The sequence below is a fragment of the Streptomyces sp. SYSU D01066-1 genome (assembly GCF_054956795.1).
The window spans coordinates 185,240-208,926 of sequence record NZ_JBUDHV010000002.1 but is presented as its reverse complement, the minus strand read 5'-3'; the positions used below and the strand labels follow the sequence as shown (position 1 = coordinate 208,926).

Annotated in this window: 22 protein-coding genes; 15 read left to right on the top strand and 7 right to left on the bottom strand. The window is 73.4% G+C overall.

The features are described 5' to 3' along the window. Positions 1-224 precede the first annotated feature (224 nt). Complete coding sequence (locus ACY1JF_RS02865) at positions 225-761, top strand: HNH endonuclease (protein WP_189412569.1); 537 nt, start codon at positions 225-227, stop codon at positions 759-761. A 122-nt stretch (positions 762-883) separates the two neighbouring features. Here ACY1JF_RS02865 and ACY1JF_RS02860 read toward each other — a convergent pair whose 3' ends face one another. Next, positions 884-1,441 carry a Uma2 family endonuclease gene (locus ACY1JF_RS02860; RefSeq protein WP_462703484.1) on the bottom strand — a complete coding sequence of 186 codons (558 nt, stop codon included), beginning with the start codon at positions 1,439-1,441 and terminating at the stop codon, positions 884-886. A 17-nt stretch (positions 1,442-1,458) separates the two neighbouring features. Further along, a complete protein-coding gene (locus tag ACY1JF_RS02855; protein WP_462703341.1) occupies positions 1,459-1,947 on the bottom strand; it encodes an ATP-binding protein in 489 nt (162 codons plus the stop codon). A 209-nt stretch (positions 1,948-2,156) separates the two neighbouring features. Here ACY1JF_RS02855 and ACY1JF_RS02850 point away from each other — a divergent pair, with 209 nt between their 5' ends. The 5 genes from ACY1JF_RS02850 to ACY1JF_RS02830 all read left to right on the top strand — a co-directional run bounded on the left by ACY1JF_RS02850 (position 2,157) and on the right by ACY1JF_RS02830 (position 6,143). Beyond that, a complete protein-coding gene (locus ACY1JF_RS02850) occupies positions 2,157-3,041 on the top strand; it encodes a DUF5753 domain-containing protein (RefSeq protein ID WP_462703340.1) in 885 nt (294 codons plus the stop codon). Then, the gene (locus ACY1JF_RS02845; protein WP_462703339.1) at positions 3,041-3,241 is read left to right on the top strand and encodes a DUF397 domain-containing protein; all 201 of its coding nucleotides are present in this window, start codon (positions 3,041-3,043) and stop codon (positions 3,239-3,241) included. The genes ACY1JF_RS02850 and ACY1JF_RS02845 overlap by 1 nt, the downstream gene beginning before the upstream one ends. A gap of 202 nt (positions 3,242-3,443) precedes the next feature. Continuing rightward, positions 3,444-3,716 carry a hypothetical protein gene (locus ACY1JF_RS02840; protein WP_462703338.1) on the top strand — a complete coding sequence of 91 codons (273 nt, stop codon included), beginning with the start codon at positions 3,444-3,446 and terminating at the stop codon, positions 3,714-3,716. Beyond that, a complete protein-coding gene (gene malQ / locus ACY1JF_RS02835) occupies positions 3,717-5,843 on the top strand; it encodes a 4-alpha-glucanotransferase (protein ID WP_462703337.1) in 2,127 nt (708 codons plus the stop codon). Between the two features lie 9 nt (positions 5,844-5,852). Further along, entirely contained in the window at positions 5,853-6,143 is a 291-nt protein-coding gene (locus ACY1JF_RS02830; protein ID WP_462703336.1) for a hypothetical protein, read from the top strand. A gap of 84 nt (positions 6,144-6,227) precedes the next feature. On the opposite strand, the gene ACY1JF_RS02825 is transcribed toward ACY1JF_RS02830, so the two are convergent. After that, positions 6,228-6,890 (bottom strand): TetR/AcrR family transcriptional regulator, encoded by a 663-nt coding sequence (locus tag ACY1JF_RS02825; RefSeq protein WP_462703335.1) that lies wholly within the window; start codon positions 6,888-6,890, stop codon positions 6,228-6,230. Between the two features lie 169 nt (positions 6,891-7,059). Here ACY1JF_RS02825 and ACY1JF_RS02820 point away from each other — a divergent pair, with 169 nt between their 5' ends. Continuing rightward, complete coding sequence (locus tag ACY1JF_RS02820; protein WP_462703334.1) at positions 7,060-8,535, top strand: FAD-dependent monooxygenase; 1,476 nt, start codon at positions 7,060-7,062, stop codon at positions 8,533-8,535. Between the two features lie 70 nt (positions 8,536-8,605). On the opposite strand, the gene ACY1JF_RS02815 is transcribed toward ACY1JF_RS02820, so the two are convergent. Beyond that, the gene (locus ACY1JF_RS02815) at positions 8,606-8,893 is read right to left on the bottom strand and encodes a hypothetical protein (protein ID WP_462703333.1); all 288 of its coding nucleotides are present in this window, start codon (positions 8,891-8,893) and stop codon (positions 8,606-8,608) included. Positions 8,894-8,932: 39 nt separating this feature from the next. Continuing rightward, a complete protein-coding gene (gene pepN, locus ACY1JF_RS02810; protein ID WP_462703332.1) occupies positions 8,933-11,527 on the bottom strand; it encodes an aminopeptidase N in 2,595 nt (864 codons plus the stop codon). Positions 11,528-11,583: 56 nt separating this feature from the next. Here pepN and ACY1JF_RS02805 point away from each other — a divergent pair, with 56 nt between their 5' ends. Continuing rightward, positions 11,584-11,802, top strand: a complete 219-nt coding sequence (locus tag ACY1JF_RS02805) for a DUF1203 domain-containing protein (RefSeq protein ID WP_462703331.1) — start codon at positions 11,584-11,586, stop codon at positions 11,800-11,802. Here the strand turns inward: ACY1JF_RS02805 and ACY1JF_RS02800 are convergent. Then, positions 11,753-12,769, bottom strand: a complete 1,017-nt coding sequence (locus ACY1JF_RS02800) for an aspartate-semialdehyde dehydrogenase (RefSeq protein WP_462703330.1) — start codon at positions 12,767-12,769, stop codon at positions 11,753-11,755. The two genes, ACY1JF_RS02805 and ACY1JF_RS02800, sit on opposite strands and share 50 nt — an antisense overlap. A gap of 365 nt (positions 12,770-13,134) precedes the next feature. Between ACY1JF_RS02800 and ACY1JF_RS02795 the strand changes: the two genes are divergently transcribed. Together ACY1JF_RS02795 and ACY1JF_RS02790 are read left to right on the top strand one after the other, a co-directional pair. Next, the gene (locus ACY1JF_RS02795; RefSeq protein ID WP_462703329.1) at positions 13,135-13,674 is read left to right on the top strand and encodes an RNA polymerase sigma factor; all 540 of its coding nucleotides are present in this window, start codon (positions 13,135-13,137) and stop codon (positions 13,672-13,674) included. Between the two features lies 1 nt (position 13,675). Next, positions 13,676-14,566, top strand: a complete 891-nt coding sequence (locus ACY1JF_RS02790; protein WP_462703328.1) for a hypothetical protein — start codon at positions 13,676-13,678, stop codon at positions 14,564-14,566. A 62-nt stretch (positions 14,567-14,628) separates the two neighbouring features. On the opposite strand, the gene ACY1JF_RS02785 is transcribed toward ACY1JF_RS02790, so the two are convergent. Then, entirely contained in the window at positions 14,629-17,943 is a 3,315-nt protein-coding gene (locus ACY1JF_RS02785) for a S8 family serine peptidase (RefSeq protein WP_462703327.1), read from the bottom strand. A gap of 300 nt (positions 17,944-18,243) precedes the next feature. On the opposite strand from ACY1JF_RS02785, the gene ACY1JF_RS02780 reads away from it, so the two are divergent. The 5 genes from ACY1JF_RS02780 to ACY1JF_RS02760 all read left to right on the top strand — a co-directional run bounded on the left by ACY1JF_RS02780 (position 18,244) and on the right by ACY1JF_RS02760 (position 23,607). Beyond that, entirely contained in the window at positions 18,244-18,678 is a 435-nt protein-coding gene (locus tag ACY1JF_RS02780) for an NUDIX hydrolase (protein WP_462703483.1), read from the top strand. Between the two features lie 430 nt (positions 18,679-19,108). Then, positions 19,109-20,875, top strand: coding sequence for a TIGR03767 family metallophosphoesterase (locus ACY1JF_RS02775; protein WP_462703326.1), 1,767 nt, complete (start codon positions 19,109-19,111; stop codon positions 20,873-20,875). Between the two features lie 340 nt (positions 20,876-21,215). After that, positions 21,216-22,133, top strand: coding sequence for a zinc-binding dehydrogenase (locus tag ACY1JF_RS02770; protein WP_462703325.1), 918 nt, complete (start codon positions 21,216-21,218; stop codon positions 22,131-22,133). A 38-nt stretch (positions 22,134-22,171) separates the two neighbouring features. After that, on the top strand, positions 22,172-23,119 hold the full coding sequence (locus ACY1JF_RS02765; protein ID WP_462703324.1) for an AraC family transcriptional regulator: 948 nt from the start codon (positions 22,172-22,174) through the stop codon (positions 23,117-23,119). A gap of 233 nt (positions 23,120-23,352) precedes the next feature. Beyond that, complete coding sequence (locus ACY1JF_RS02760; protein WP_462703323.1) at positions 23,353-23,607, top strand: hypothetical protein; 255 nt, start codon at positions 23,353-23,355, stop codon at positions 23,605-23,607. Positions 23,608-23,687: the final 80 nt, after the last annotated feature.

The following is a 23,687-nucleotide window of genomic DNA, read 5'->3' as shown; positions in this document are numbered from 1 at the left end:
CACACTAACGGGGCATGATGTGCGCACCCTCCGAATACGGGAAGGAGAGACGGTGTTCACTCGCGCTTGAACTGGTCAGGGTCCGGGGGATGTATCGGGTGTGGTCGAAAACACTCCCAGCCCGTTACCGGGACATGGTGGCGCTTCCACCAGGCATGAGGGGACACTGACCACGGATCGTCCCGGCGCGAGCCACGCGCCGCCGGCGTACAAGGAGGCCATCCGTGCCGCATGTCCTGGTCCTCAACGCGTCGTACGAGCCCCTCGGCGTCGTACCGCTCCGCCGCGCGCTCGTCCTCGTCCTGGAGAACAAGGCGGTCTGCCTCGAGGAGTCCGGCGCCTTCCTGCACAGCGCGACCGTCACCGTCCCCGCGCCCAGCGTGGTCCGGCTCAAGCGGTTCGTGCGGGTCCCCTACCGGGGGCCCGTCCCCCTCACCCGCCGCGCCCTCTTCGCCCGTGACGGGGGCCGGTGCATGTACTGCGGCGGTGTCGCGACCAGCGTCGACCACGTCGTTCCGCGCAGCCGCGGGGGCAAGCACGCCTGGGACAACGTGGTGGCGTCCTGCCGCCGCTGCAACCACACCAAGGCCGACCGGCACCTCACCGAGATCGGCTGGCGGCTGCGCCACAAACCCGCCCCGCCCACCGGCCTGGCCTGGCGCATCATCGGCACCGGCCACAGGGACCCGCGCTGGCTGCCCTACTTGCAGCCGTACGGCGCGGACGACGCCCTGGCCCGGATCGACGGCATCTCCGCCTGACCGCGATCCGGGCCTTCGTGTGCCGGGGGCGGGGTGTCGGGGCGGGGTGTCGGGGCGGGGTCCGGAAAAGCGTGAGCACTTCGGCGTCAAGTGTTCACGCTTTTCGAGGAGGGGGCGGCGGCTCAGCGCACCCAGTTCTTCAGCGGCTCGGTGTCCAGCGTGATCCCGACCGGCTCGGGCAGCACGACCTCCTTGCCGAAGGGCAGCGTCCGCACGGTCTCGTACCGCCCGCCGTCGGGGGCGCTGTACACCTTGACCTCGCAGGTGTCCCGGGCGATCAGCAGATACACCGGGATGCCGGTGGCGGCGTACGCCCGGGGCTTGTCGACCCGGTCGCGCCGGTCGGTGTCGGAGTCGTACGAGGTGACCTCGACGACCATGAGGACGGGGGCCGGGTCGGCCCACTCGCCATGCCCGACGAAGGCTTCCGCCGGGGCGAGGGAGCCGTCGGGGCGGGCGCGGCCCTCGCGGCAGGCGTCGACCATCAGGCCCTGTGTGGGGTCGAGCCACAGGTCGGGCCGGTGCTGCATGCAGATGCGTGTCAGCCACTGGATGACGCGTCCATGATCGCCGTCCGGCACGGCCTTCCCCCCGAGATGACCGTTGATGAACTCCAGCCGTGCGCCTTCTATGCTCCGGGCGGCATGGCGGGCGAGTTCCTCGAACTCGGTGACGAGCATCTGGGGCCTGCCGGCGGTCACGGTCGCAGGGCTCCTCCGGGATCGCAGGGGTCCACGTGCTCAGGGTAAGGGAGACGGGCCGGCCGGGGCGGGGTGTCCCACTCGGCGTAGACGGTCTTGCCCACGCTCCGGGGCTCACAGCCCCACCGCGTGGCGAGCGCTCCCACCAGCAGAAGCCCCCGCCCGAACTGATCCTCGGTGTCTGCCGCCGTGCGTGCGCCGGGCAGCCGCTCACCGCGCGGATCGCTGACCTCGACCCGCAGAACGCGGTGGTCGAGTGTGACGCCCACGCGGATGAGCCGCCCCCGGAGGCTGCCGTGCAGCAGCGCGTTGGTCATCAACTCCGAGACCACGAGGGCGACGTCCCCGGCGAGGTCCGGCCGCCCCCACTCGCCGACGAGCCGTGCGGTTCTGCGCCGGGCGAGGGGGACGCTGCGCTGGGTGGGGGTGTAGTCGAGGCGGTCCTCGTGGAGGGGCGGGACGGGCAAGGGCACAGGTTCTGTCATGGAGACGTGCCTCCTGGTGCGGGACGGTGGCTTCGCCGGACCCGCGTGGGGCTTGTGGGGCAGGGCGGTGCGCTTCCGTCGCGACGGCAGTCGGCTGTGTAGCCGATCGGATGCACAACGTAACGGAAGCGGGCGTCCGGGAGCAATCTGGACGGGGAATAAATTCCCTGGAATTCGACGCGGTCATGGATCACCGTCAGACTGTGGCCGTGACGCGATCGACTCAAGCCGCAGGGAACCGGATCTCGACGGTTCTGGGCCGCAAGCTGGGCGCCGAATTGCTGCGCCTGCGTGATGCGGCGGGCAGCACCCAGCAACAGGCCGCCGCCGCCATCTCCGCGACCGCGACGAAGGTCGTCAAGATGGAGCGCGGCTGGGTCCCCATGAGGGACCCCGACATCAGGGCGCTTTGCGACTTCTACGGGGTGCGTGACGAGCGGGCGGTGACTCGTCTCCTCGCTCTCGCCCGGTTGGACCGGGAGCGCCGCAGGGCGAAGGGGTGGTGGAAACAGTCCCCGCAGGCCGAGGCGTTGGCGGAGTACATTTCCATGGAGGATGTGGCCAGCCGTATCCGCACGTGGCAACAGGCGTTCGTGCCCGGCCTCCTCCAGACTCCCGAGTACACCAGGGCCTTGGTGGTCAGCGAAGGCGTGTGGACGGACCCGGACGAGATCGAGGGTGTCGTCGAGGTGCGGATGAAGCGGCAGGAGCGCCTGGCGGACAGCGAGCCGCTCCAGTTGTACGCGGTCGTCTGGGAGGCCGCCCTGCGACAGCAGGTCGGTGGGCCCGACGTGATGCGCGCGCAGCTCCACCGCATCCTGGAACTGGCTCAGCTTCCCAACGTGCGCCTTCAGGTGCTGCCTTTCCGCGCGGGCGGGCACGCCTGTATGGCTGGAGCCTTCAGCATCGTCTCGTTCGCCGAGCCCGAGGCCACCGACGTGATCCACGTTGACACCATCGCCACTACCGTGTGGGTCGAGGACGAGGTCGAGAGCGGCACGTACAGCTCGTTCTTCGACCGCACCGCACGGCTGAGCCTGGCCCCCAAGGACTCGCTCAGGCTGATCGAGAGCGTCAGTGAGGACATGCGTTGATGAACGGCTTCGACTTCGTCGCGTCCAGCTACAGCAGCGGCAGCGGCGAGTGCGTGGAAGTAGCCCGCAACGTCCCCGGGGTCGTCGCCGTCCGGGACTCCAAGGATTCCGGCGGGCCGATACTTCGCCTCGGGACGGAGGCTTGGGGGCGATTCGCGGGTTCGTTCCGACTCGTCGAGGCGATCCGGCAGGGGATATGACCGGCGCCTGAGGCCGACGGCGATCTGATGGTCCGGGTCGGGCCGGAGGACTGTGAGGTGATTCACGGCGCTGGGATGGAAGGGGCGCCGGACTCGTTGCGCGTGTGACCAACGCCACGCCCCTCGTCCTGGGGCGTCTGTCCTCGCGTGGGCTGGGTAGGGCTGCCGTAACCGCGTTGTCGTGCTCGACAAGGAGAAGCCCGTGACCGTGGCTGCCCACCTCACCTTCCCCACCCCCTCCAAACCCTCGGCGGAGCAGTCCGCCGAGACCGAGGACGTGTTCGGGACGCCGGACGCCTACGCCGAACCGCCGCTCACCAGCGAGCCGCCGCTGCCCGACGCCGAGCCGCTCACCAGTGAGTCCCCCTCTCCCGACGTCGTGCCGCTGACCAGCGAGTCCTCGCCCGAGTTGACCGCGGTCGTACCGGAACAGGGCACCGCCCCGTTCGCCGTCCCGGAACCCGCGAGGCCGTAGGTGGCGGCTCCTTCGCCGCCGGACGGGCCGCCCCCGTCCGAGGAACTGACCCGGCTCGCCGAGCTGTACGGCGTCGCCGCCTCCTACCGGCCGTCCCCGGACCGCACGGTCACGGCCTCCGCCGCCGCCCTCACCCGTGCCCTGGCCGCCCTCGGCGTCGACGCCGGCGGCCCGTCGGGTGTGCGGGCCGCGCTCGCCGCCCGCACGGAGGAACTGCGCGCCGCCCTGCTGCCGCCGGCCGTCGTGCGGTGGACCGACGGTCCCGTGCCCGAGGCGCTGGCCGCGCTGGAACCGGGGACCCGGACCGTCGTCGACACCGAGCAGGGGGAAACCCGTACGGACCTCGACGGTCTGCCGCCCGGCGTGCACCGCCTCACCGCCACCGCGCCCGACGGACGCGTCGCCCGCTGTCACCTGATCGTCGCCCCGCCCCGGCTGCCCGCCCCGCCCGGCCGCTCCTACGGGCTCCTGGTCCAGCTCTACTCCCTGCTCTCCCGGCGCTCCTGGGGCATGGGCGACCTCGGTGACCTCACCGAACTGGCCGCCTGGGCCGGGCGTGCCCTCGGGGCGGGGTTCGTGCAGGTCAACCCGTTGCACGCCGCGGTGCCCGGCGGGCCGGGCGAGCCCACCGACCCCTCGCCGTACCGGCCCTCCTCGCGCCGCTTCCCCGACCCGGTGCACCTGCGGATCGAGGACGTCCCCGAGTACCGGTACGCCGGCGACCGCGCCCGGCTCGACGGGCTGCTGGAGCGGGCCGGGCGGCTGCGCGCGGAGGTGCTCGGCGGCCCCGGCTCGCTGATCGACCGGGACGCGGTGTGGGCACTGAAGAAGGAGGCGCTGGAGCTGCTGCGCCAGGTGCCGCCCGGGCCCGGCCGCCGGGCCGCCCACCGCGACTACCTCGCCGCCCAGGGGCAGGCCCTGGAGGACCACGCCACCTGGTGCGCGCTGGCCGAGGCGCACGGCCCCGACTGGCGGCGCTGGCCGGCCGGGCTGCGCGACCCCCGGTCCGCCGAGACCGCCCGCGCCCGCGCCGCGCTGCTGGACCGCGTCGACTTCCACGCCTGGCTCACCTGGCTCACCGAGACCCAGCTCGTCGACGCCCAGCGCACCGCCCGCGAGGCCGGCATGCCGGTCGGCATCGTGCACGACCTCGCGGTGGGCGTGCATCCGGTGGGCGCCGACGCCTGGGCCCAGCGGGAGTACTTCGCCGAGGGCATGTCGGTGGGCGCCCCGCCGGACGCCTTCAACGCCCGCGGCCAGGACTGGGGCCTGCCGCCCTGGCGCCCGGACCGGCTCGCGGAGTCCGGTTACGCGCCCTTCCGCGACCTGCTGCGCGCCCTGTTCCGCTACGCCGGCGCCCTGCGCATCGACCACGTGATGGGCCTGTTCCGGCTCTGGTGGGTGCCCCAGGGGCTGCCGCCCACCGAGGGCGCCTACGTCCGCTACGACGCCGAGGCCATGCTCGCCGTACTGGTCCTGGAGGCGTCCCGGGCCGGGGCCGTGGTGATCGGCGAGGACCTGGGCACCGTCGAGCCGGGGGTGCGGGAGGCGCTGCGCGAGCGAGGGGTGCTCGGCACCTCCGTGCTGTGGTTCGAGCGGGACTGGGAGGGGGACGGCCGCCCCCTGCCCGCCGACCGGTGGCGGGCCGACTGCCTGGCCACCGCCACCACCCACGACCTGCCGCCCACCGCGGCCCGCCTCACCGGCGAGTACGTCGGCCTGCGCGACCGGCTCGGCCTGCTGACCCGGCCGGTGCAGGAGGAACGGGCCGAGGCGGCGGCCGACGTGGGGGAGTGGCTGGAGCTGCTGGCCCGGCTGGGGCTGCTGGACGGCTCCGGCGGCGGCACCGGCTCCGCCGCCGAGGAGGCCGGCGTCCAGGCGCTGTACCGCTTCCTGCGCGCCACCCCGGCCCGCATGGTGGGCCTCTGGCTGCCGGACACGGTCGGCGACCGACGCCCCCAGAACCTCCCCGGCACCTGGGACCAGTACCCGAACTGGCGGCTGCCGATCGCCGACGCCGAGGGCCGCCCCGTGACACTGGAGGAGCTGGCGGCCTCGCCCCGGCTGCACACGCTGATCGACGCCGTACGGCACCCCGGGCGCGCGGGGCCGGGCGGCGTTCGCTAACTTGGGGACGTGGACAAGAAGAACGCCCTGCGCGCCGGCACCCTGGCGGCCGGTACGACGCTGATGATGCTGCTCATGTCGTCCCCCGCGCTCGCGCTGACCCGCGACGACGGTGACGACCCCGGTACGGGCCTGAGCGTCATCGAGACGCTGGGCCTCTATGTCTTCGCCCCGATCGTGCTCTTCGCGGTCATCGCGGGGCTGGTCATGGTCCTGGACCGCTCCCACGAGAAGCACCGGGTGACCAGCCGCAACGTGCAGACCCGGGAGACCGCGGACAAGGCCGGCGCCAAGGCCTGACACCGCTTCCTCCCTGTCGAGGGCGCCTGCCGCGGGCAGGCGCCCTCGACGCGTGTCCGGGGCGTGGGGCCGTGCCCCTCACGCTCACGGGCTCGGCGCGGTGAGGTAGCGCTGCACGGTGGGGCCCAGCCACGCCACGATCTCCCCCTCGGAGAGGTCCACGGCCGGCGGGATGCGCAGCACGTACCGGGCGAGCGCCATCCCGAGGAGCTGTGAGGCGATCAGCGCGGCCCGGGTCGGGGCCTGTTCGGGGTCCGGGCAGACCCGCTGGGCGACCGGCAGCACCTGGTCGCGGAAGACGCCCCGGGTGCGCTCGGCCCCGTCGGCGCTCAGGGCGCCGGCCCTGAGGACGGCCGTCAGCACCTCGTTCTTCTCCCAGAGGGAGAGGAAGTGCCGGACCAGGGCCGCGCCCACGGTGTCCTGGGGCAGGGCGGAGACGTCGGGCAGTCTCAGGTCCACGGAGACGGCCGCCGTGAAGAGGCCCTCCTTGCTGCCGTAGTACCGCATCACCATCGAGGGGTCGATCCGCGCGTCGCGCGCGATGGCGCGGATGGTGGCGCGGTCGTAGCCGTCGACGGCGAAACGCTCGCGGGCGGCTTCGAGGATCGCGGCGCGGGTGGCGTCGGAGCGGCGGGCCGACGGGCGACCGGCAGGGGTCGGGGGGGTGGTGGGGGCCGGGAGGTCGGTGGGGTTCTGGGGGTCGTTGGGCGGCGGGGGGCTGGTGGGTGGCGGGGGAGTGGCCGGCATGCCCTCCAGCGTAGGCCAACACGCGTAGGCCAACAACCGTTGACGGCGGCTTTGGGTGGCCCTACAGTGACAACAAGCGTTGGCGAACGGTGGTTGGCGAACAGGCATTGGCAAACAGTCGTTGGCGAACAGCCGTCGGCGCATGGCCGCCGGCTCCAGGAGGCTCACCATGAACGGCACGCCCCACACCACGCCCGGCACCACGCCCCGAACCGCGCCCCGTACCGTGATCGTCGTAGGGGCCGGCCCCACCGGCCTGCTCCTGGCCGGGGACCTGGCCGCCGCCGGCGTCCCCGTCACCCTCGTCGAGAAGCGCCCCCCGCAGATCAGCAACCTCTCCCGCGCCTTCGGGCTGCACGCCCGCAGCCTGGAGCAGCTCGACACCCGTGGCCTCGCCGAGCCGCTGGAGGCGATCGGCCGCCGTCTCGAACGCATCCGCTTCTTCGACCTCGGCCTGGACTTCGCGACCCTCCCCTCCCGCTTCAACCACGTCCTGATGGTTCCGCAGTACGAGGTGGAGAAGGTCCTGCGGCGGCGCGCGGTGGAGGCGGGGGCGGAACTCCGGTACGAGACGGAGGTGACCGGGCTGCGCCAGGACCCGTCGGGGGTCACCATCGCCGTACGCGGTCCGGACGGGGCCCCCGGCGAACTGCGCGCCCAGTACGCCGTCGGCGCCGACGGCGTGCGCAGCGCCGTGCGGCACGCGGTCGGGCTGCCCTTCCCCGGCCGCGCGGTGATCCGCTCGATGGTCATCGCCGACGTGCGGTTCGCCGAGGAGTACGGCGCCCAGCTCACCGGGGACTCCGTCCCGGGCGCCTTCGTCGTCATCGCACCCTTCGGCGACGGCTACCACCGGGTCGTCGGCTGGCAGCGCGAGCGCGACCTCCCCGACAGCGAACCCGTCGGCCTGACCGAGGTCAAGGAGCTGGTGCGCCGGGTGACGGGCCGGGACTACGGCATGTACGACCCCCGCTGGCTCTCCCGTTTCCACAGCGAGGAGCGCCAGGTGCCCGCCTACCGGGTCGGCCGGGTCTTCCTGGCCGGTGACGCGGCGCACGTGCACAGCCCGGCCGGCGGCCAGGGCATGAACACCGGCCTCCAGGACGCGGCCAACCTGAGCTGGAAACTGGCGGCCGTCCTGCACGGCCGGCGCTCCGAGGAACTGCTGGACAGCTACCACGCCGAACGCCACCCCGTCGGCAGGGCGGTACTGCGCAGCAGCGGCGGCATGATCCGCCTCGCCGCGGCCTCCCGCCCCTGGGCGCGGGCGCTGCGCTCGGCGGCCGTCACCGCGCTGGACCACGCGGGCCCCGTCCAGCGCCGGATGGCCGGTCTGATCTCCGCCGTCGGCTACCGGTACGACGCTCCCCGCGGTGCCCACCGCCTCACCGGGACCCGGGCCCCCGACGTGGCCCTCGCGGGTGGCGGCCGGCTGTACGAGGCGCTGCGCGGTGGACGGTTCGCGCTGATCACGCCGGGCGAGTACCGGGACGGGGGAGGCCGTGCCGACCGGCTGTCGGTGGCGCGCTGGGCGAGTGGACGCCGTACGACGGTGCTGGTGCGGCCCGACGGATACGTGGCCTGGGCGGCGGACGGCGCCGACGGGGCGGCCACCGGGGCGGCGCTCGCCGCGCACGTGGGCTGAGGCGGCGCCCGCGTCTCCCGGGCCGGGCGGTCCCGGAAGACGCGGGCACCGGTGTGCCCCGGCGGACGGGTCAGCCCACCGCGTCCGCCCGCTCCTGCGCGGTCAGCTCGGAGATCGGACGAGCCGCGTCCTGGGCGCGGTCGATCGGGGTCGCCGCGTCCTGGGCGCGGTCGATCGGCGTGGCCGCGTCCTGCTCGGTGACCGGATCGGCCGCGTCCTGGTGGACCGGCGTCGCGGCGTCGGCCTGCCGTTCCGCCGTGCCGACGGAGTGCGACACCGGGGTCGCCGCGTCGGCGTCGTGACCCGTGGCCGCCGAGGCGATGCCGGCCGCGCTCCACACCGCCGCGTCCGCCGCCACCGCGCCCTACGCCGCCGCGTCCGCCGCCGCCACCGCGCCCTACGCCGCCGCGTCCGCCGCCTGCGCCCGCAGCGCCCGCTCCACGCCCGCGCGGGACTCCGAGACCAGCCGCCGCAGGGCCGCGTTCGGCCGGGCCGACGCCAGCCACGCGTCGGTCTTGCGCAGCGTCTCCTGCGTCACCTGCACCGCCGGGTACAGGCCGACGGCGATCTGCTGGGCCATCTCGTGCGAACGGGACTCCCAGACACCCTCCAGCACCTCGAAGTACCGGTCCGCGTACGGCGCCAGCAGCTCCCGCTGGTCGGTCTGGACGAAGCCGGAGATCACCGCCTCCTGCACGGCGTTCGGCAGCGTGTCGGAGTCGATCACCGACGCCCACGCCTCCGCCTTGGCCTGCTCGGTCGGCCGGGCCGCCCGAGCGGTGGCCGCGTGCCGCTCGCCGGCGGCGGTGCGGTCCCGCTCGTACTCGGCGGCGATCTCCGTCTCGTCGAACCGCCCGACCGCCGCCAGCCGCTGCACGAACGCCCAGCGCAGCTCGGTGTCGACGGCCAGCCCCTCCACCGTCTGCGCGCCGTCGAGCAACGCCTCCAGCAGGTCGAGCTGCTCCGGCGTACGAGCCGTCGCCGCGAACGCCCGCGCCCACGCCAGCTGGTGGTCACTGCCCGGCGCCGCCGCGCGCAGGTGGGCCAGCGTCGCCTCGGTCCAGCGGGCGAGCAGCGTCTCGCGGGCCGCCGGGTCGGAGTACTGGTCGACGGCCAGCTTCACCTGGCGGTGCAGGGACTGCACCACCCCGATGTCGGACTCCTTGCCGATGCCGGACAGCACCAGGGAGAGGTAGTCGCGGGTGGCGAGTTCGGCGTCCCGCGTCATGTCCCAGGCCGACGCCCAGCACAGGGCGCGCGGCAGGGACTCGGCGAAGTCGCCGAGGTGCTCGGTGACGAACGCCAGCGACTGCTCGTCGAGGCGGACCTTGGCGTAGGACAGGTCGTCGTCGTTGAGGAGGACCACCGCCGGGCGGCGCGTGCCGACCAGCCGCGGCACGTCGGTCAGCTCGCCGTCCACGTCCAGTTCCACGCGCTCACCGCGCACCAGCTTGCCGCTGGCGTCGAGGTCGTAGCAGCCGACGGCGATGCGGTGCGGGCGCAGCGTCCCCCGCGGCGGAGCCGCATCATCGGACGCAGCGCCCTTGGCGCCGGCCGGGAGCGCGGGCGCCTCCTGCCGGATGGCGAACGACGTGATGACGCCGTCGGCGTCGGTCTCGACCACCGGGCGCAGCACGTTGATGCCGGCCGTCTCCAGCCACGCCTTCGACCAGGACCTCAGGTCCCGTCCGGAGGTCTCCTCCAGCGCGCCCAGCAGGTCGGACAGGCGCGTGTTGCCGTACGCGTGACGCTTGAAGTACGCCTGCACGCCCCGGAAGAACGCGTCCTCACCGACGTACGCCACGAGCTGCTTCAGTACGCTCGCCCCCTTGGCGTACGTGATGCCGTCGAAGTTGACGAGCACGTCGTCGAGGTCGGTGATGTCCGCCATGATCGGGTGCGTGGACGGCAGCTGGTCCTGCCGGTAGGCCCAGGTCTTCATGGAGTTGGCGAACGTCGTCCACGAGTGCGGCCAGCGCGAGCCGGGCGCCGCCGCCTGGCAGGCGATGGAGGTGTACGTGGCGAACGACTCGTTCAGCCACAGGTCGTTCCACCACTCCATGGTGACCAGGTCGCCGAACCACATGTGGGCCAGCTCGTGCAGGATGGTCTCGGCACGCGTCTCGTACGCCGCGTCGGTCACCTTCGACCGGAAGACGTACTGGTCGCGGATGGTGACCGCGCCCGCGTTCTCCATCGCGCCCGCGTTGAACTCCGGCACGAAGAGCTGGTCGTACTTCTCGAACGGGTACGCGTAGTCGAACTTCTCCTGGAACCACTCGAAGCCCTGCCGCGTCACCTCGAAGATCGCGTCCGAGTCGAGGTGCTCGGCCAGCGACGGACGGCAGTAGATGCCCAGCGGCACGCTCTGCCCGTCCTTCTCGTACACGCTGTGCACCGAGTGGTACGGGCCGGCGATCAGGGCGGTGATGTACGACGAGATGCGCGGCGTCGGCGCGAAGACCCAGACGTTGTCCTGGGGCTCGGGGGTGGGGGAGTTGGAGATGACGGTCCAGCCCTCGGGCGCCCGCACGGTGAACTGGAAGGTCGCCTTCAGGTCCGGCTGCTCGAAGCTGGCGAAGACCCGCCGGGCGTCCGGCACCTCGAACTGGGTGTAGAGGTACGCCTGCTCGTCGACCGGGTCGACGAACCGGTGCAGGCCCTCACCGGTGTTGGTGTACGCGCAGTCGGCCACGACCCGCAGGATGTTGCGCCCCTCCAGCAGACCCGGCAGCGTGATCCGGGAGTCCGCGAAGACGGCGTCCACGTCGAGCCGGTCGCCGTTGAGGACGACCTCGTGGACGGTCGGGGCCACCAGGTCGATGAAGGACGTGGCGTTGTTCTCGGCGACGTCGAAGCGCACCGTCGTCACGGACCGGTAGGTGCCGCCCTCCTGCGCGCCGGAGAGGTCGAGATCGATCTCGTACGCGTCCACGGAGAGCAGCTTCGCCCGCTGCTGCGCCTCTTCGCGGGTCAGGTTTGTGCCAGGCACGCGGTCATCTCCTCGTATGGGTCGTTTCCGCCATCCTTCCACGCGGGCCGGGCCGGATGCGATGTCCTTGCCCCGCTGGTGTACGGCGTCGCCGCGCCGCTCGGCGGGCGGCTGGCGGGGGCGGACGCCGAGGGGCCCCGCGGAACGCGTTCGACGGCCCGGACGTGGCGTTCGTCCACGTCCGGGCCGTCGAGTACGGCTGTTTCCTCTACGAGGTCAGGCGCCTCAGTCCGTCAGCTCGGCCGCGACCAGCTCCGCGATCTGGACGGCGTTGAGCGCGGCGCCCTTGCGCAGGTTGTCGTTGGAGACGAACAGGGCGAGGCCGTGCTCGACGGTCTCGTCCTGGCGGATGCGGCCGACGTAGGACGGGTCCTGACCGGCGGCCTGGAGCGGGGTCGGGACCTCCGCGAGGGCCACGCCGGGGGCGCCGCCGAGCAGCTCCTTGGCGCGCTCCACGCTGATCGGACGGGCGAAGCGGGCGTTGATCTGGAGGGAGTGGCCGGTGAAGACCGGGACCCGGACGCAGGTGCCGGAGACCTTCAGCTCCGGGATCTCCAGGATCTTGCGGGACTCGTGGCGGAGCTTCTGCTCCTCGTCGGTCTCGTACCGGCCGTCGTCGACGATCGACCCGGCCAGCGGCAGCACGTTGTACGCGATCGGCGCGACGTACTTCTCCGGCTCGCCGAACTCGGCCGCGCCGCCGTCGTGGGTGAGCTTCGGCGCGTCCTCGCCGACCTTCTTGACCTGCTCGAACAGCTCGTCCACACCGGCCAGCCCGGAACCGGACACCGCCTGGTACGTGGCGACGACCAGCGCTTCGAGGCCCGCCTCGGCGTGCAGCGGACGCAGCACCGGCATCGCGGCCATCGTGGTGCAGTTCGGGTTGGCGATGATGCCCTTGGGGCGGGTGGCGATCGCGTGCGGGTTGACCTCGGAGACCACCAGCGGCACGTCGGGGTCGCGGCGCCACGCCGAGGAGTTGTCGATCACGACCGGGCCCTGCGAGGCGACCTTCTCGGCCAGCGCCTTGGAGGTGGCGCCGCCCGCCGAGAAGAGCACGATGTCCAGCCCGGAGTAGTCGGCGGTGGCCGCGTCCTCCACCGTCACCCCGTCCAGCTCCTTGCCCGCGCTACGGGCCGAGGCGAACAGGCGCAGCTCGGTGACCGGAAAGTTCCGTTCGCTGAGGATCCTGCGCATGACCGTGCCGACCTGTCCGGTGGCTCCGACGATTCCGACCCTCACGGCGACTCCCTTGCGTGACCTGCGTGCGCCCGGCCTGTGTGGCCGGGACTTTTCCATCGTGCGAACTTTTCCATCATGCGGTCATCCCCGGCCCACCTGTCCACCGCATTCACCGGCGACCTGGCCGAAGGGGCCGCTGCGGCGCGGGGCGCGACCGCCGTCCCTGCGGCCACACCCCTGCCGAGCTGCAGGAATTCATCTGCCGAGGCCCCGGCGCCGCAAGCTGTGCTGCCTCGCCCCTGCCCCTTTCGTCCCGGCCCACACCGGGTGTGACGTACGCCTCGGTGCGGGCCGGCGGTGTCGGAGCGAACGTTTCCGCCCGCTGCGGCGTCGTAGGGGAAACGCGGCGAGGGGAGGGGTGGCCGGTGCTGCGCAGAAAGGTCCGCCGGGGGGCGGGGGCGGCGGGGGAGGCCGTCGGCGGCGATCCGCTGGACGCGGCCCAGGAGCGCCGGGTGCGGGCGGTGCTCGCGCTCGGCGGGGTACCGCAGGCGGACCTGCCGGACGGGGTGCAGCAGGTCCGCCTGCGGCTGCTGGAGCGTGCCGCCGGCGGCCGTGAGGCGCCCCGGGACGTCTCGGCGTGGGCGGCGGTGGTCGCCTCCAACCTCGCCATGGACTGGCACCGGGCCAGACGCCGCCAGGAGCGGATCGGCGAGCGCCTCGCCGCGCTGCGCCAGGGCGACCACCCCTCCGGCGAGGACACCAGCCTGCTCTCGCTCGCCGTCGCCCGGGGCCTGGACGCGCTGCCCGACGCCCAGCGCCAGGTCGTCGTGCTGCGCTTCTACGCCGACCTGCCGGTGCGCGGCATCGCCGAGGAGCTGGGCGTCCCTGAGGGCACGGTCAAGAGCAGGCTGCACACGGCGGTCCGGGCCCTGCGCGCCCGGCTGCACGAGGACGAGGTGGTGTGACGTGGCCGCCGAGCACGACGGGTACGAGGGGCGCGACGTGTACGACGGGTACGGCGGGCGTGACGCGTACGACGGGCGCGACGCGTACGGCAGGTACGGCGGGCGTGACGGGCGTGACGGGCGTGACGGGCGCGACGCTCGTGATGGGCGTGACGCGCGTGACGCGTACGACGGGACCGACGGGACCGACGCGTACGAGGGTGCCGCTCCCGACGACGCGCTGATGGCCGCGATCCTGGGCGAGCCGCTGCCGCCGGGGTCCGCCGAGGCCGCCGACGTGGCGGTGCTGCGGGAACGGCTGGGGGTCCTCGGGCGGGTCCTGGGCGAGCCCCCGCCCCCGCCGGAGCCGGCCCCGGCCGCACCCCGCCCCCTCCTCCGTCCCCGGCCGCACCCCCGCCCCCGGCGCCACCGCCGCGGCCTGGCCCTCGGCGCGCTCGCCGTCGCCTGCGCGGGCGCCTTCCTCTCCGGCACGGCGTGGCTGGTGACCCAGGCCGGGGACGGCGGCGCCGAGGACGCGGGGACCTCCAGCGCCCAGGCGGACTCCGGCGGCAAGGAGGCAACCGCCGCCTTCGGCAGCCCCGCCTACCTGGCCTGCGCCCGGCTGGTCGCCGAGGGCACGGTGACCGGGGCCGGCCCGGCGCCCGGGGAAGCGGGCCGGCGGATCACGGTGGAGATCACCCGGCAGTACGCGCCCCGGAAGGCGTCGCGCGAGGTCACCTTCCTGACGCGGGAGGGCACCGGCGCCCCCGGCGTGGGCGAGCGGGTGCTGTTCGGGCTCCCGGCGCACGGCGTCCACCCGGACGCCCTCTTCACCGGCGAGGCCGAGATCGCCCCCGAACGCGCCCGCGTCACCGCCGCCCTCCCGGACGCCCGCACCCTCACCTGCGAGTGACGCGCGGAGCAGAAGGGGGCGGGCGCCGAAGCACCCGCCCCCTCCTCACGTGCCGTACCGGACTACGGCACGACCTTCTCGATCGCCACGCTGCCGGTGCCCGCGACCGTGCCGCGGGCGTCGACGAGCTGGACCCGACCGAAGAACTCCCGGCCCTCGGGCGCGGCGGCCAGCGCCGTCACACTCCCGGAGACGGTGGCCGACGCGCCCGTGCCCAGCGACACCGGCGCCCCGTCGACGCCGACCGTGCCGAGGCTGGCGGCGAAGTACACGTCCCGGTAGTCGTACTCCGTGGAGCCGGACGGGACCGCGTAGCCGTAGACCTCGACGGTGTACGTGCCGGCGGCCGGATCGGGCACGGAGACGGACTCCTCGGAGTCGCCGTCGGCGCTCTGCCCGACCAGGGCGCCGTCCGCGTCGTAGACCGCCAGGTCCAGGTCGGCGGAGGCGTCCGAGACGCCGCCGATGGCCACGTCCAGCGAGGTCGCGCCCTCGGGGACGTCGACCGTGGTGGTCCGCGTGTCGCCCTCGGCGAGGGCGGGACGGTCGGTGAGGGAGGAGCCCAGCGGGCCGCCCGTCAGCCTGCCGCCGTCGATCGCGGCGTACCGGTTGGTCACCGTCCAGGAGGCGGTGACCGGGGTGCCGGCCTCGGCCTCGGGCACGGTCACGACCTCGGGGTCGAAGTCCGCGCCGAGCAGGGCGACGTCCAGCGTGTACGGGTTGTCCAGCAGCGGAGAGGTGCGCCGCGACTCGACCTCGATCTCCCACACGCCCGGCTGCGGGTCGGCGTACGCGCGCACGTCGGGCTTGCAGCCGTTGCCGTCGAGGTAGTTGTTGTAGCAGTACGGCGTGGAGGTGTTGTCCAGCGGTACGCCGTACGGGTGGACGGCGATGAACCGGGTCTGGCTCTGGCCCTTCAGCCCGCCGATGGCGACCTCCAGGGACTTGGCGCCCTCGGGGACCGTCACGAAGTAGGAGGCGGTGCTGTTGCGCTGCACCGAACCGGACACGGAGTAGCTGAACTCCTGCTCCGCCGCGAGCGGGGCCGCGACCACGACCGTGGTCATGACCTGCTGGTCGACGCCCTCCGTCCTCGGGTCGTCGACCTCCAGGATCGCGCTCTTGAGCCCCTCGGAGCGCGGCGCGGCCCGCACCTTCACGGTGACCGGCTGGTTCAGCGGCAGCTTCACCGTGTCGGAGCCGACGACCTCGAAGGTGTTGCCCGCGTTGTTGGCGAGGCGCAGCTCGTGCCGGAGTGCCTGGTCGGCGCCGGTGGTGCGGGTGAGCGTGATCTCGTACGTCTTCTTCTGGCCCGCCCGCAGACCGCCCTCGCGGTCGTAGAGGCCGGTGCCGAAGCCCGGGGTCTCCAAGGCGTAGTCGATCGCGGTGTCGACCGGGGCCTTGACCGTGTACTCGTGCGCCGAGGCGCCGCGCCGGATCGACTTCCAGGCGTCCACGACGTCGATCAGGCCCGCGCCCTCCTCGTACGCCTGCACGCCCTTGATGTGGTCGGCGGTCGAGGTCAGCGCGGTGCGCAGGATGGCCGGGGTGAGGTCGAGGTGCTGCTGCTTCGCCGCCGACAGCAGCAGCGCGGAGGCGCCCGCGGCCTGCGGGGAGGCCATCGAGGTGCCCTGGAGCATGCCGTAGCCGGCGGGGAGCGCGTAGCCGGCCTCGGTGACCGGGGCGCCCGGCAGCCAGGTCTGGATGGTGTTGATCGCCGCGCCCGGCGCGGTCAGCGTCGGCGTGAAGCCGCCGTCCTCACGCGGGCCGCGCGAGGAGAACGGCATCATGGCGTACTTCTTCTCCACCGCCGAGCCGTAGTTGACCGCCCAGGTCTCCTTGGAGATGGACGCGCCGACCGAGATGACCTTGTCGGCCAGGCCGGGGTCGCCGATGGTGTTGGCGCCGGGGCCGGAGTTGCCGGCGGAGATCACCAGCTGGACGCCGTACTCGTCGATGAGCCGGGTGTACAGCTCGGCGCGGGCGTTGTTGCCGTCGTTGAGGGACGGCAGGCCGCCGATCGACATGTTGACGATGTCGACGCCCCGGTTGACGACGAGGTCGATCATGCCCTCGGTGAGGGCGACGTTGGTGCAGCCGCCGGTCCAGGTGCAGGCGCGCGAGGAGACGATCTGCGCGCCGGGGGCGGCGCCGTCCATCTGCCCGCCGAACAGGCCGTTGGCGGCCGTGATGCCCGCGACGTGGGTGCCGTGCTCGGACTCGATGACGCCGATGTTGACGAAGTCGGCCTTCGAACCGGCGCTGTCGTAGACGACGTCCTCGCGGATCTCGACGACGAACGGCTGGCGCTCGGCGACGTCCGTGGTCGGGTCGTCGGTGCCGAAGTAGCCGACCTGGTGGCCGTCCTTGTACGGCTTCATCGCGGTGTCGTCGGAGAAGTCGCGGTTGTTGTTCAGGTCGACGCGGACCGTGCCGGCCGCCGCGTCGTACAGCACGCCCCAGGAGTCGGTGGTGTCGCCGTCCCGGTTGGCGTCGCCGGCCGCGTCGCCGCCGGTGGTGTACGACTCCAGGAAGGTGCTCACCTTGTAGGAGCCGGCGGGGGCGGTCCAGGTCTGCCCGCCGTAGGTGAACGTGGGGCCGGAGACGGAGGAGGTCATCGGCCGCCAGGTGCGGTCGCCGTCGACGACCGGGTCGGTCGCGGTGACCCAGTCGACGATCTTCCGCTGGCCGGTGGTGGTCCTCTGGAGCGCCGGGTGGGCCAGGTCCACCCCGGAGTCCAGGATGCCGATGGTGATGCCGCGGCCGTCCGCCTTCGGGTTCTGCTTCACGAAGTCGACGGCGCCCGTCTCGAAGGACGGGTTGTACGGGTTCTTCGCGGGGGTGCTCTTGCCGGGGGCCTCGGCGGCGGTGGCCGTCGCCGAGGCCGCGGCGCCCTTCGCGGTGTCCGCGCTGGGCGTCGGGTCGTCCAGCGCGATCTCCTCGCGTAGATCGATGCCGTGCACGGAGGAGAGCTTCGCGGCGGCGGCGATCGCGGCGTCCGCCTCGGCGGTGGGGACGGTGGCGCGGACGTAGCCCAGCTCGTCGTAGGCGCGGCCCACGGTGCCGCCCCGGACCGCGTCCAGCTTCTTCGCGACCTCGGCGGTGTCGCCGGGGGCGGTCGCGACCATCATCGTGACGTTCTTCTCGCCGTCGGCCTTGGCCTCGGCGAGCCGGTCGGCGTCGTCCGGACCGAGCTTGTCGTGCGCGGACTTGACGGAGGGATCGGCGGCCGGGGCGGTGGTGGCCGGGCCGTCGGCGGCGAGGGCCGCGGGTACCGGCCCGGCCGCGGCGAGTGCGGCGACGAGACCGGCGGCCACGGCGATACGGGCCGCGCGTCTGCCACCCGGTATCGGGTCGCGCTGGGGGGTGTGGGTCATCGGCATCCCTTGCAGGTAATCGGCATCCCTTGTGGGCTGTGGTCTACGGGCACAGGCACGGAAACGATCGAAGCCGCTCTGCTCTGATCGCCGTCGTCCGGAATGTGATCTCGGATGACCGCTCAGCTTTACGTAAGGGGCCGCTGTTTGGGGAGTGTTCACCAGGGCGGGCGGGAGTCATGGCGTACTTCCGCCATGCGCCACCGGGGACATAAGGTGCGGTACATGACAATCGAGTGCGGGGCTCTGCCGGTGGCCCGTCCGGCGGGTTAGCGTCCCGGAGTGCGACGGAAGCTGCGGGTGGCGGCCTACGCCATATGCGTACGGGACGGGCAGGTGCTGCTGGCCCGGTCGCCGGGGCCCGGCGGGGTGCCCGAGTGGGTGCTGCCGGGCGGCGGCACGGAGCACGGCGAGGACCCGTACGACACCGTCCGGCGGGAGGTCGCCGAGGAGACCGGCCACCGCGTCGAGGTCACCGCCCTGCTCGGGGTGGACTCGCTCCGCCTCACCCGCCCCGGCCGGTTCCGCCGCCCCGTCGACCACCACGGCGTACGGCTCGTCTACGAGGCCCGCGTCACCGGCGGCACGCTGCGGCCCGAGGTCGGCGGCTCCACCGACCTGGCCGCCTGGCAGGACCTCGACGCGGTGCCCGGCCTGACCCGGGTGCCGCTGGTCGACACCGGGCTGCGGCTGTGGCGGGAGCGGCCGGCGGCGGGACGGCTGCCCGGGGCGTAGCGCCGGTCCGGTACTGCGTGCGTCGGCCCGGTACTCCGTGCACGGCCCCGGTACTCCGTGCACGGCCCCGGTACTCCGTGCACGGCCCCCCGGTACTCCATGCGCGGTCCCGGCGCCCTGCGCCGCTCCGGCCCTGCGCCGCTCCGGTCCTGCGGTCCTCCGGTCCTCCGGCACTCCGGCACTCCGGCACTCCGCGCACCGCCCCGTTACCCCGTCAGATGAACACCCGGCGACCGTTTCCCGGCCGTGCGCGGACCGGTCGCGGACACGCGGGGTGGCGCGTGATCCACGTACCGTGATCGGTGTTGCCCGTTGCGGCCCCGTTCACGCACAGGCCATTCCCGGTGCCAAGCATCCGGTGGAGCGGACGTTCGCGGTTGCGACCGTCCGCGGTCACCGCCGACGCGTTCGCACTCGGGGAGAGAAGCGCATGTCGCGCACACGCTCAACCACCGGCTCCGGGCCGGGCGTCCACCGCCGCTCCGTCCTCGCCGCCACCGCCGCGGTGGCCGTCGCCGGGGGCGCCGGCTACGCCCTGCGGCCCGACGACGCCGCCGCGACGGCCACCACGGGCACCGACGAGGCCGCGGCCCTCGCCTCCTCCCGCCGGGCCCCGGCCGCCCCCCTCGCCCCCTACACCCGCGGCACCACCCTCGCCGCCCTCGCCACCCCGCGCTCCGGCTCGGGCTCCGGTTACCGGCGCCTGGCCGACGGCCCCGGCTGGGACCGCGTCGTCCGCGACGGGCTGGCCGCCGCCCAGTCCGGCCGGGCGGGGCGGCGCACCGCCCTCGCCGCGTTCGTGCAGCTCACCGACCTGCACCTGATCGACACCCAGCACCCGCTGCGCCTCGAATACCTGCGCTCCACCGACGTGCACGCCTGGCGGCCCCAGGAGGCGCTGACCGTACAGGGCGCGATCGCGCTGGTCGAGCGGGTCAACGCGCTGCGCGGCGCCCCCGTCACCGGGTCCCCGCTGCACTTCGCGATGACCACCGGCGACAACACCGACAACAACGCCCGCACCGAACTGGAGTGGTTCCTCACCGTCATGAGCGGCGGGCGCGTCACCCCGAACTCCGGTGACCTCCGGCACTACGAGGGCGTCCAGAACAGCGGCATCACCCAGTACTGGCAGCCCGACGCGGCCGTCCGCGACGCCGACAAGAAGCGCGGCTTCCCGCACCTGGACGGCTTCCTGACCGCCGCGACCCGCGAGGTCCGCAGCCCCGGCCTCAACCTGCCCTGGTACTCCACCGTCGGCAACCACGACGCCATGCCGCTGGGCTGCTACGCCTCCCACGGCGACTCCTACCTCACCGAACTGGCCGTCGGCGGCCGCAAACTGATGGAACTGCCCGCCGCCGAGGCCGCCAGGCTCCAGACCGCCCTGAAGAAGGCCGACGACCCCCAGGGCGCCCTGTACCGCGAGTTCCTCAAGGCGCACGCCCGCTCCATGCGCTCCGTCACGCCGGACGAGAAGCGCGCCCCCTTCACCCCGGCCGACTACCTCAAGGCCCACCTGGACACCGCGTACCTCGGCCCCGGCCCGCACGGCCACGGCTACACCACCGCCAACGTCGACGCCGGCACCCAGTACTACAGCTTCCGCATCTCCGACGACGTCATCGGCATCAGCCTCGACACCACCGACCCCGGCGGCCACTACGAGGGCTCCATCGGCGCGGCGCAACTGCGCTGGCTGGAGCGGACCCTGAAGGACAACGCCGACTCCTACGCCGTCGTCTTCAGCCACCACACCAGCAAGACCATGGACAACACCCGCCCCGACCCGGCCCGCCCCGACGACCGGCGCCACACCGGCGCCGACGTCGTCGCCCTGCTGGGCCGCCACCGCAACGTGCTGGCCTGGGTCAACGGGCACATCCACCGCAACGACATCACCCCGCACGAGGGTGCCGACGGCGGCGCCTTCTGGGAGATCTCCACCGCCTCCCACGTCGACTTCCCCCAGCTCGCCCGCGTCATCGAGGTGGTGGACAACAAGGACGGCACGCTGTCCCTGTTCACCACCCTCGTCGAGTCCGCCGCCCCGTCCGGCACCGACTTCACCGACCTGTCCCAGACCGGCCTGGCGGCCCTCTACCGCGAACTGTCCCTCAACGCCCCGGGCGCCCGCACCGACCTGGCGGGCGACGCGGACGACCGGAACACGGAGCTGCTGCTCAGGAAGAGGTAGAGCCGCGCCGGGTGAGGTGGGTGAGGTCCTCGGGGCGTTGAGGGACAGTTCGCGGTAGAAGGCCGGCAACGCCGTACGGCACGGGCGGCTGCCCGGACACGAGCCGTGGCTGCGCCTGAGAAAACCGGAGAGCGGCGTGCTGGGCGCGGCGCTGGAGTGGTTCCCGCGCCCGGACGTCGGTAAGACGGTGCGCGCGGCCGGCACCGGTGCGGCCCCCTTGTGGATGACACAGATCGTCAACTGATCGATCCGCACGGGACTGGCCGCCGTCCCGGCCCTGCGTGAGGGTGGTCCCGAGCCGAGTGTTCCGGCGTTGTCCCGAGAGAAGGAAGCACCCCCTATGCGCGCCCTCGTGGTCGCTCACGGCGAGGCCGGACCCGTCCGGTTCGCCGATGTCGACGAACCCGTACCGTCCGCCGGCGAGGCGTTGGTGGAGGTACGGCACATCGCCCTCAACTTCGGAGAGCTGAACTACGTGGACCAGTGGCCGGCCGGCGCTGTGCACGGGCACGACGCGGCCGGCGTCGTGATCCGCGCCGCGTCCGACGGCTCGGGGCCGGCCGAAGGGACGCGCGTCGCGGTGGGGATGGCCCCGCACGCGTGGGCGGAGCGGGTGGCGGTCGGCCCCGCCTCGCTCGGCACCGTCCCCGAGGGCGTGGAACTCGCCGACGCCGCCGCGCTGGGGATCGCCGGGGTCACCGCGCTGCGGGTGCTGCGCACGCGTTCCCTGCTGGCCCGGGACGTCCTGGTCACCGGCGCCAGCGGGGGCGTGGGGCACTTCGCCGTCCAGTTGGCGGCGCTGGCGGGCGCCCGGGTGACGGCGCTGGTCGGCTCGCCGGAGCGGGCCGCCGGACTGCGCGAGCTGGGCGCCGACGAGGTCCTGACCGACCTGGCCGGGACCGGGCGCCGGTTCGCCCTCGTCCTGGACACGGTCGGCGGGCCGCTGGTCGCCCAGGCGTGGGATTCCCTCGCCGAGGGCGGCACCGTCCACCTGGTCGGCTACTCCTCCGGGCAGGACACCACGTTCCCGGCGGGGACCCTGTTCGGCTTCGGCGAACCCCGCCGTATCGCCACCTACGGCGACATGACGCCGACCGGCGGAGAACTGACGGACCTGCTGGGCCTCATGGCCGCCGGCAGGCTCTCGGCACCGGTCGGACGGCGCGGCGACTGGCGGGACGTGGACGACGCCGTACGGGCGCTGTTCGCTCGGAAGGTGCACGGCAAGGTCGTCCTCGACGTGACGTCCTCGACATGACCTGAAGCTCCACTGCGGCGGCGGACGAGAATGGGCGCATGGACGTGCTGGCGGAGGTCTTGCGGGTCTCGGGGGCGCGAGGGGCGCTCGGGGTCGTGCTGAAGGCCGGGGGCAACTGGGGCATGTGGCTGGACTCCTACCCGGGAGCGGCACTGCACGTGGTCGCCCGCGGCACGATGTGGCTCCACACCGGCGGCGAGAAACCGCTCCAGGTGCGGGCCGGGGACGCCGTCCTGGTGGAGCCGGGCACCGCCCACGGTCTGGCGGGCGCCGCCGGCGTGACGATGGGATCCTGCGACCGTGCGGCGGCGGCCCGGGCGTTCGGCGACGGCCGGGCCCTGCGGCTGGGCTCGGGGCCGGCGGAAACGGAAGTGATCGTCCTGCACTACGAGCAGGACCCCGAGGTGAGCACCCCCGTGCTGACCTCCCTCACCCGGTCGATGCACGTCACAGCCGACCAGAACGCGCAGTTCGGCAGGACCGTCGAACTGCTCACGGCGGAACTCGCGCAGCCCCAGATCGGCACCACCGCCGCCGTCAACAGCATCGTCGACCTGCTGCTCGTCCAGTTCGTACGCGCCTGGCTGGCCCGCCACCCGCAGGAGCGGCCCGGCTCGTGGCTGGGCGCGATGCGCGACCCGGTCGTGCGCGACGCCCTGGCACAGGTCCACGCCCGGCCGGAACACCCCTGGACGACGGAGACCCTGGCCGCCGCGACGAACGTCTCCCGGGCGACGCTGACCCGGCGGTTCCGGGCCGCCCTCGGACAGACGCCGGGCGCGTACGTGACGCAGTGGCGCGTCGACCTGGCCTCCGTCCGGCTCCGCGACACCGACGAGCCGGTCGAGTCGATCTCCGGCGCCGTCGGCTACGCCTCCCCGCACGCCTTCAGCCGAGCCTTCCGACGCGCCCGGGGCATGCCCCCGGGCGCGTACCGCTCCCGCCTCCGCCGCCACCGCACCGACAGGCCCCCCGGAAACGGATGACACTTCACCCCGCAGTGTCATCCGCAGCGCCATCCGAAGTGTCCCCCGTTCCCGGAGCCCAGTGCGCGTGCTGCGTACCCTGCTGCACGGCGAACACCGCCGCGCCGTCCCGCGCCGTGTTCGTCTGCCGCAGCACGGACGCGCCCGGACCGACCAGGCTCGCGGGCGTGTGGCGGATCAGCGACGGAAGCACGGTTCAGTTCACGGAGCCGGAGCCGGGAAGCCGCACGAGCATGTGGCTGGACAACTGCGGCGAGACGCACACCACGGAGTACACCGGTGGCGGCAGCACCTACAGCGCCACGCAACCGGTCCACGACGACAACGACACCACCTGCGACGCGGCCCCTCTCGGGAAGGCGTCTCTGACGGTCACGCTCGGCTCGGACGCGGACACCGCGGACTACTCGATCGAGATGACGTCCATCTACCGAGAAGGCGCGCAGTGCTACAGCTGCGGGTCGTACACCCTGACGCGACGGTCCTGAGGAGCCCACCTGTCTCCGCCGGGTTTTTCAGGCCCCACCCCGCCGGGTTGTTTTGGCTCCGCCAGATGTTCGACCGGCGG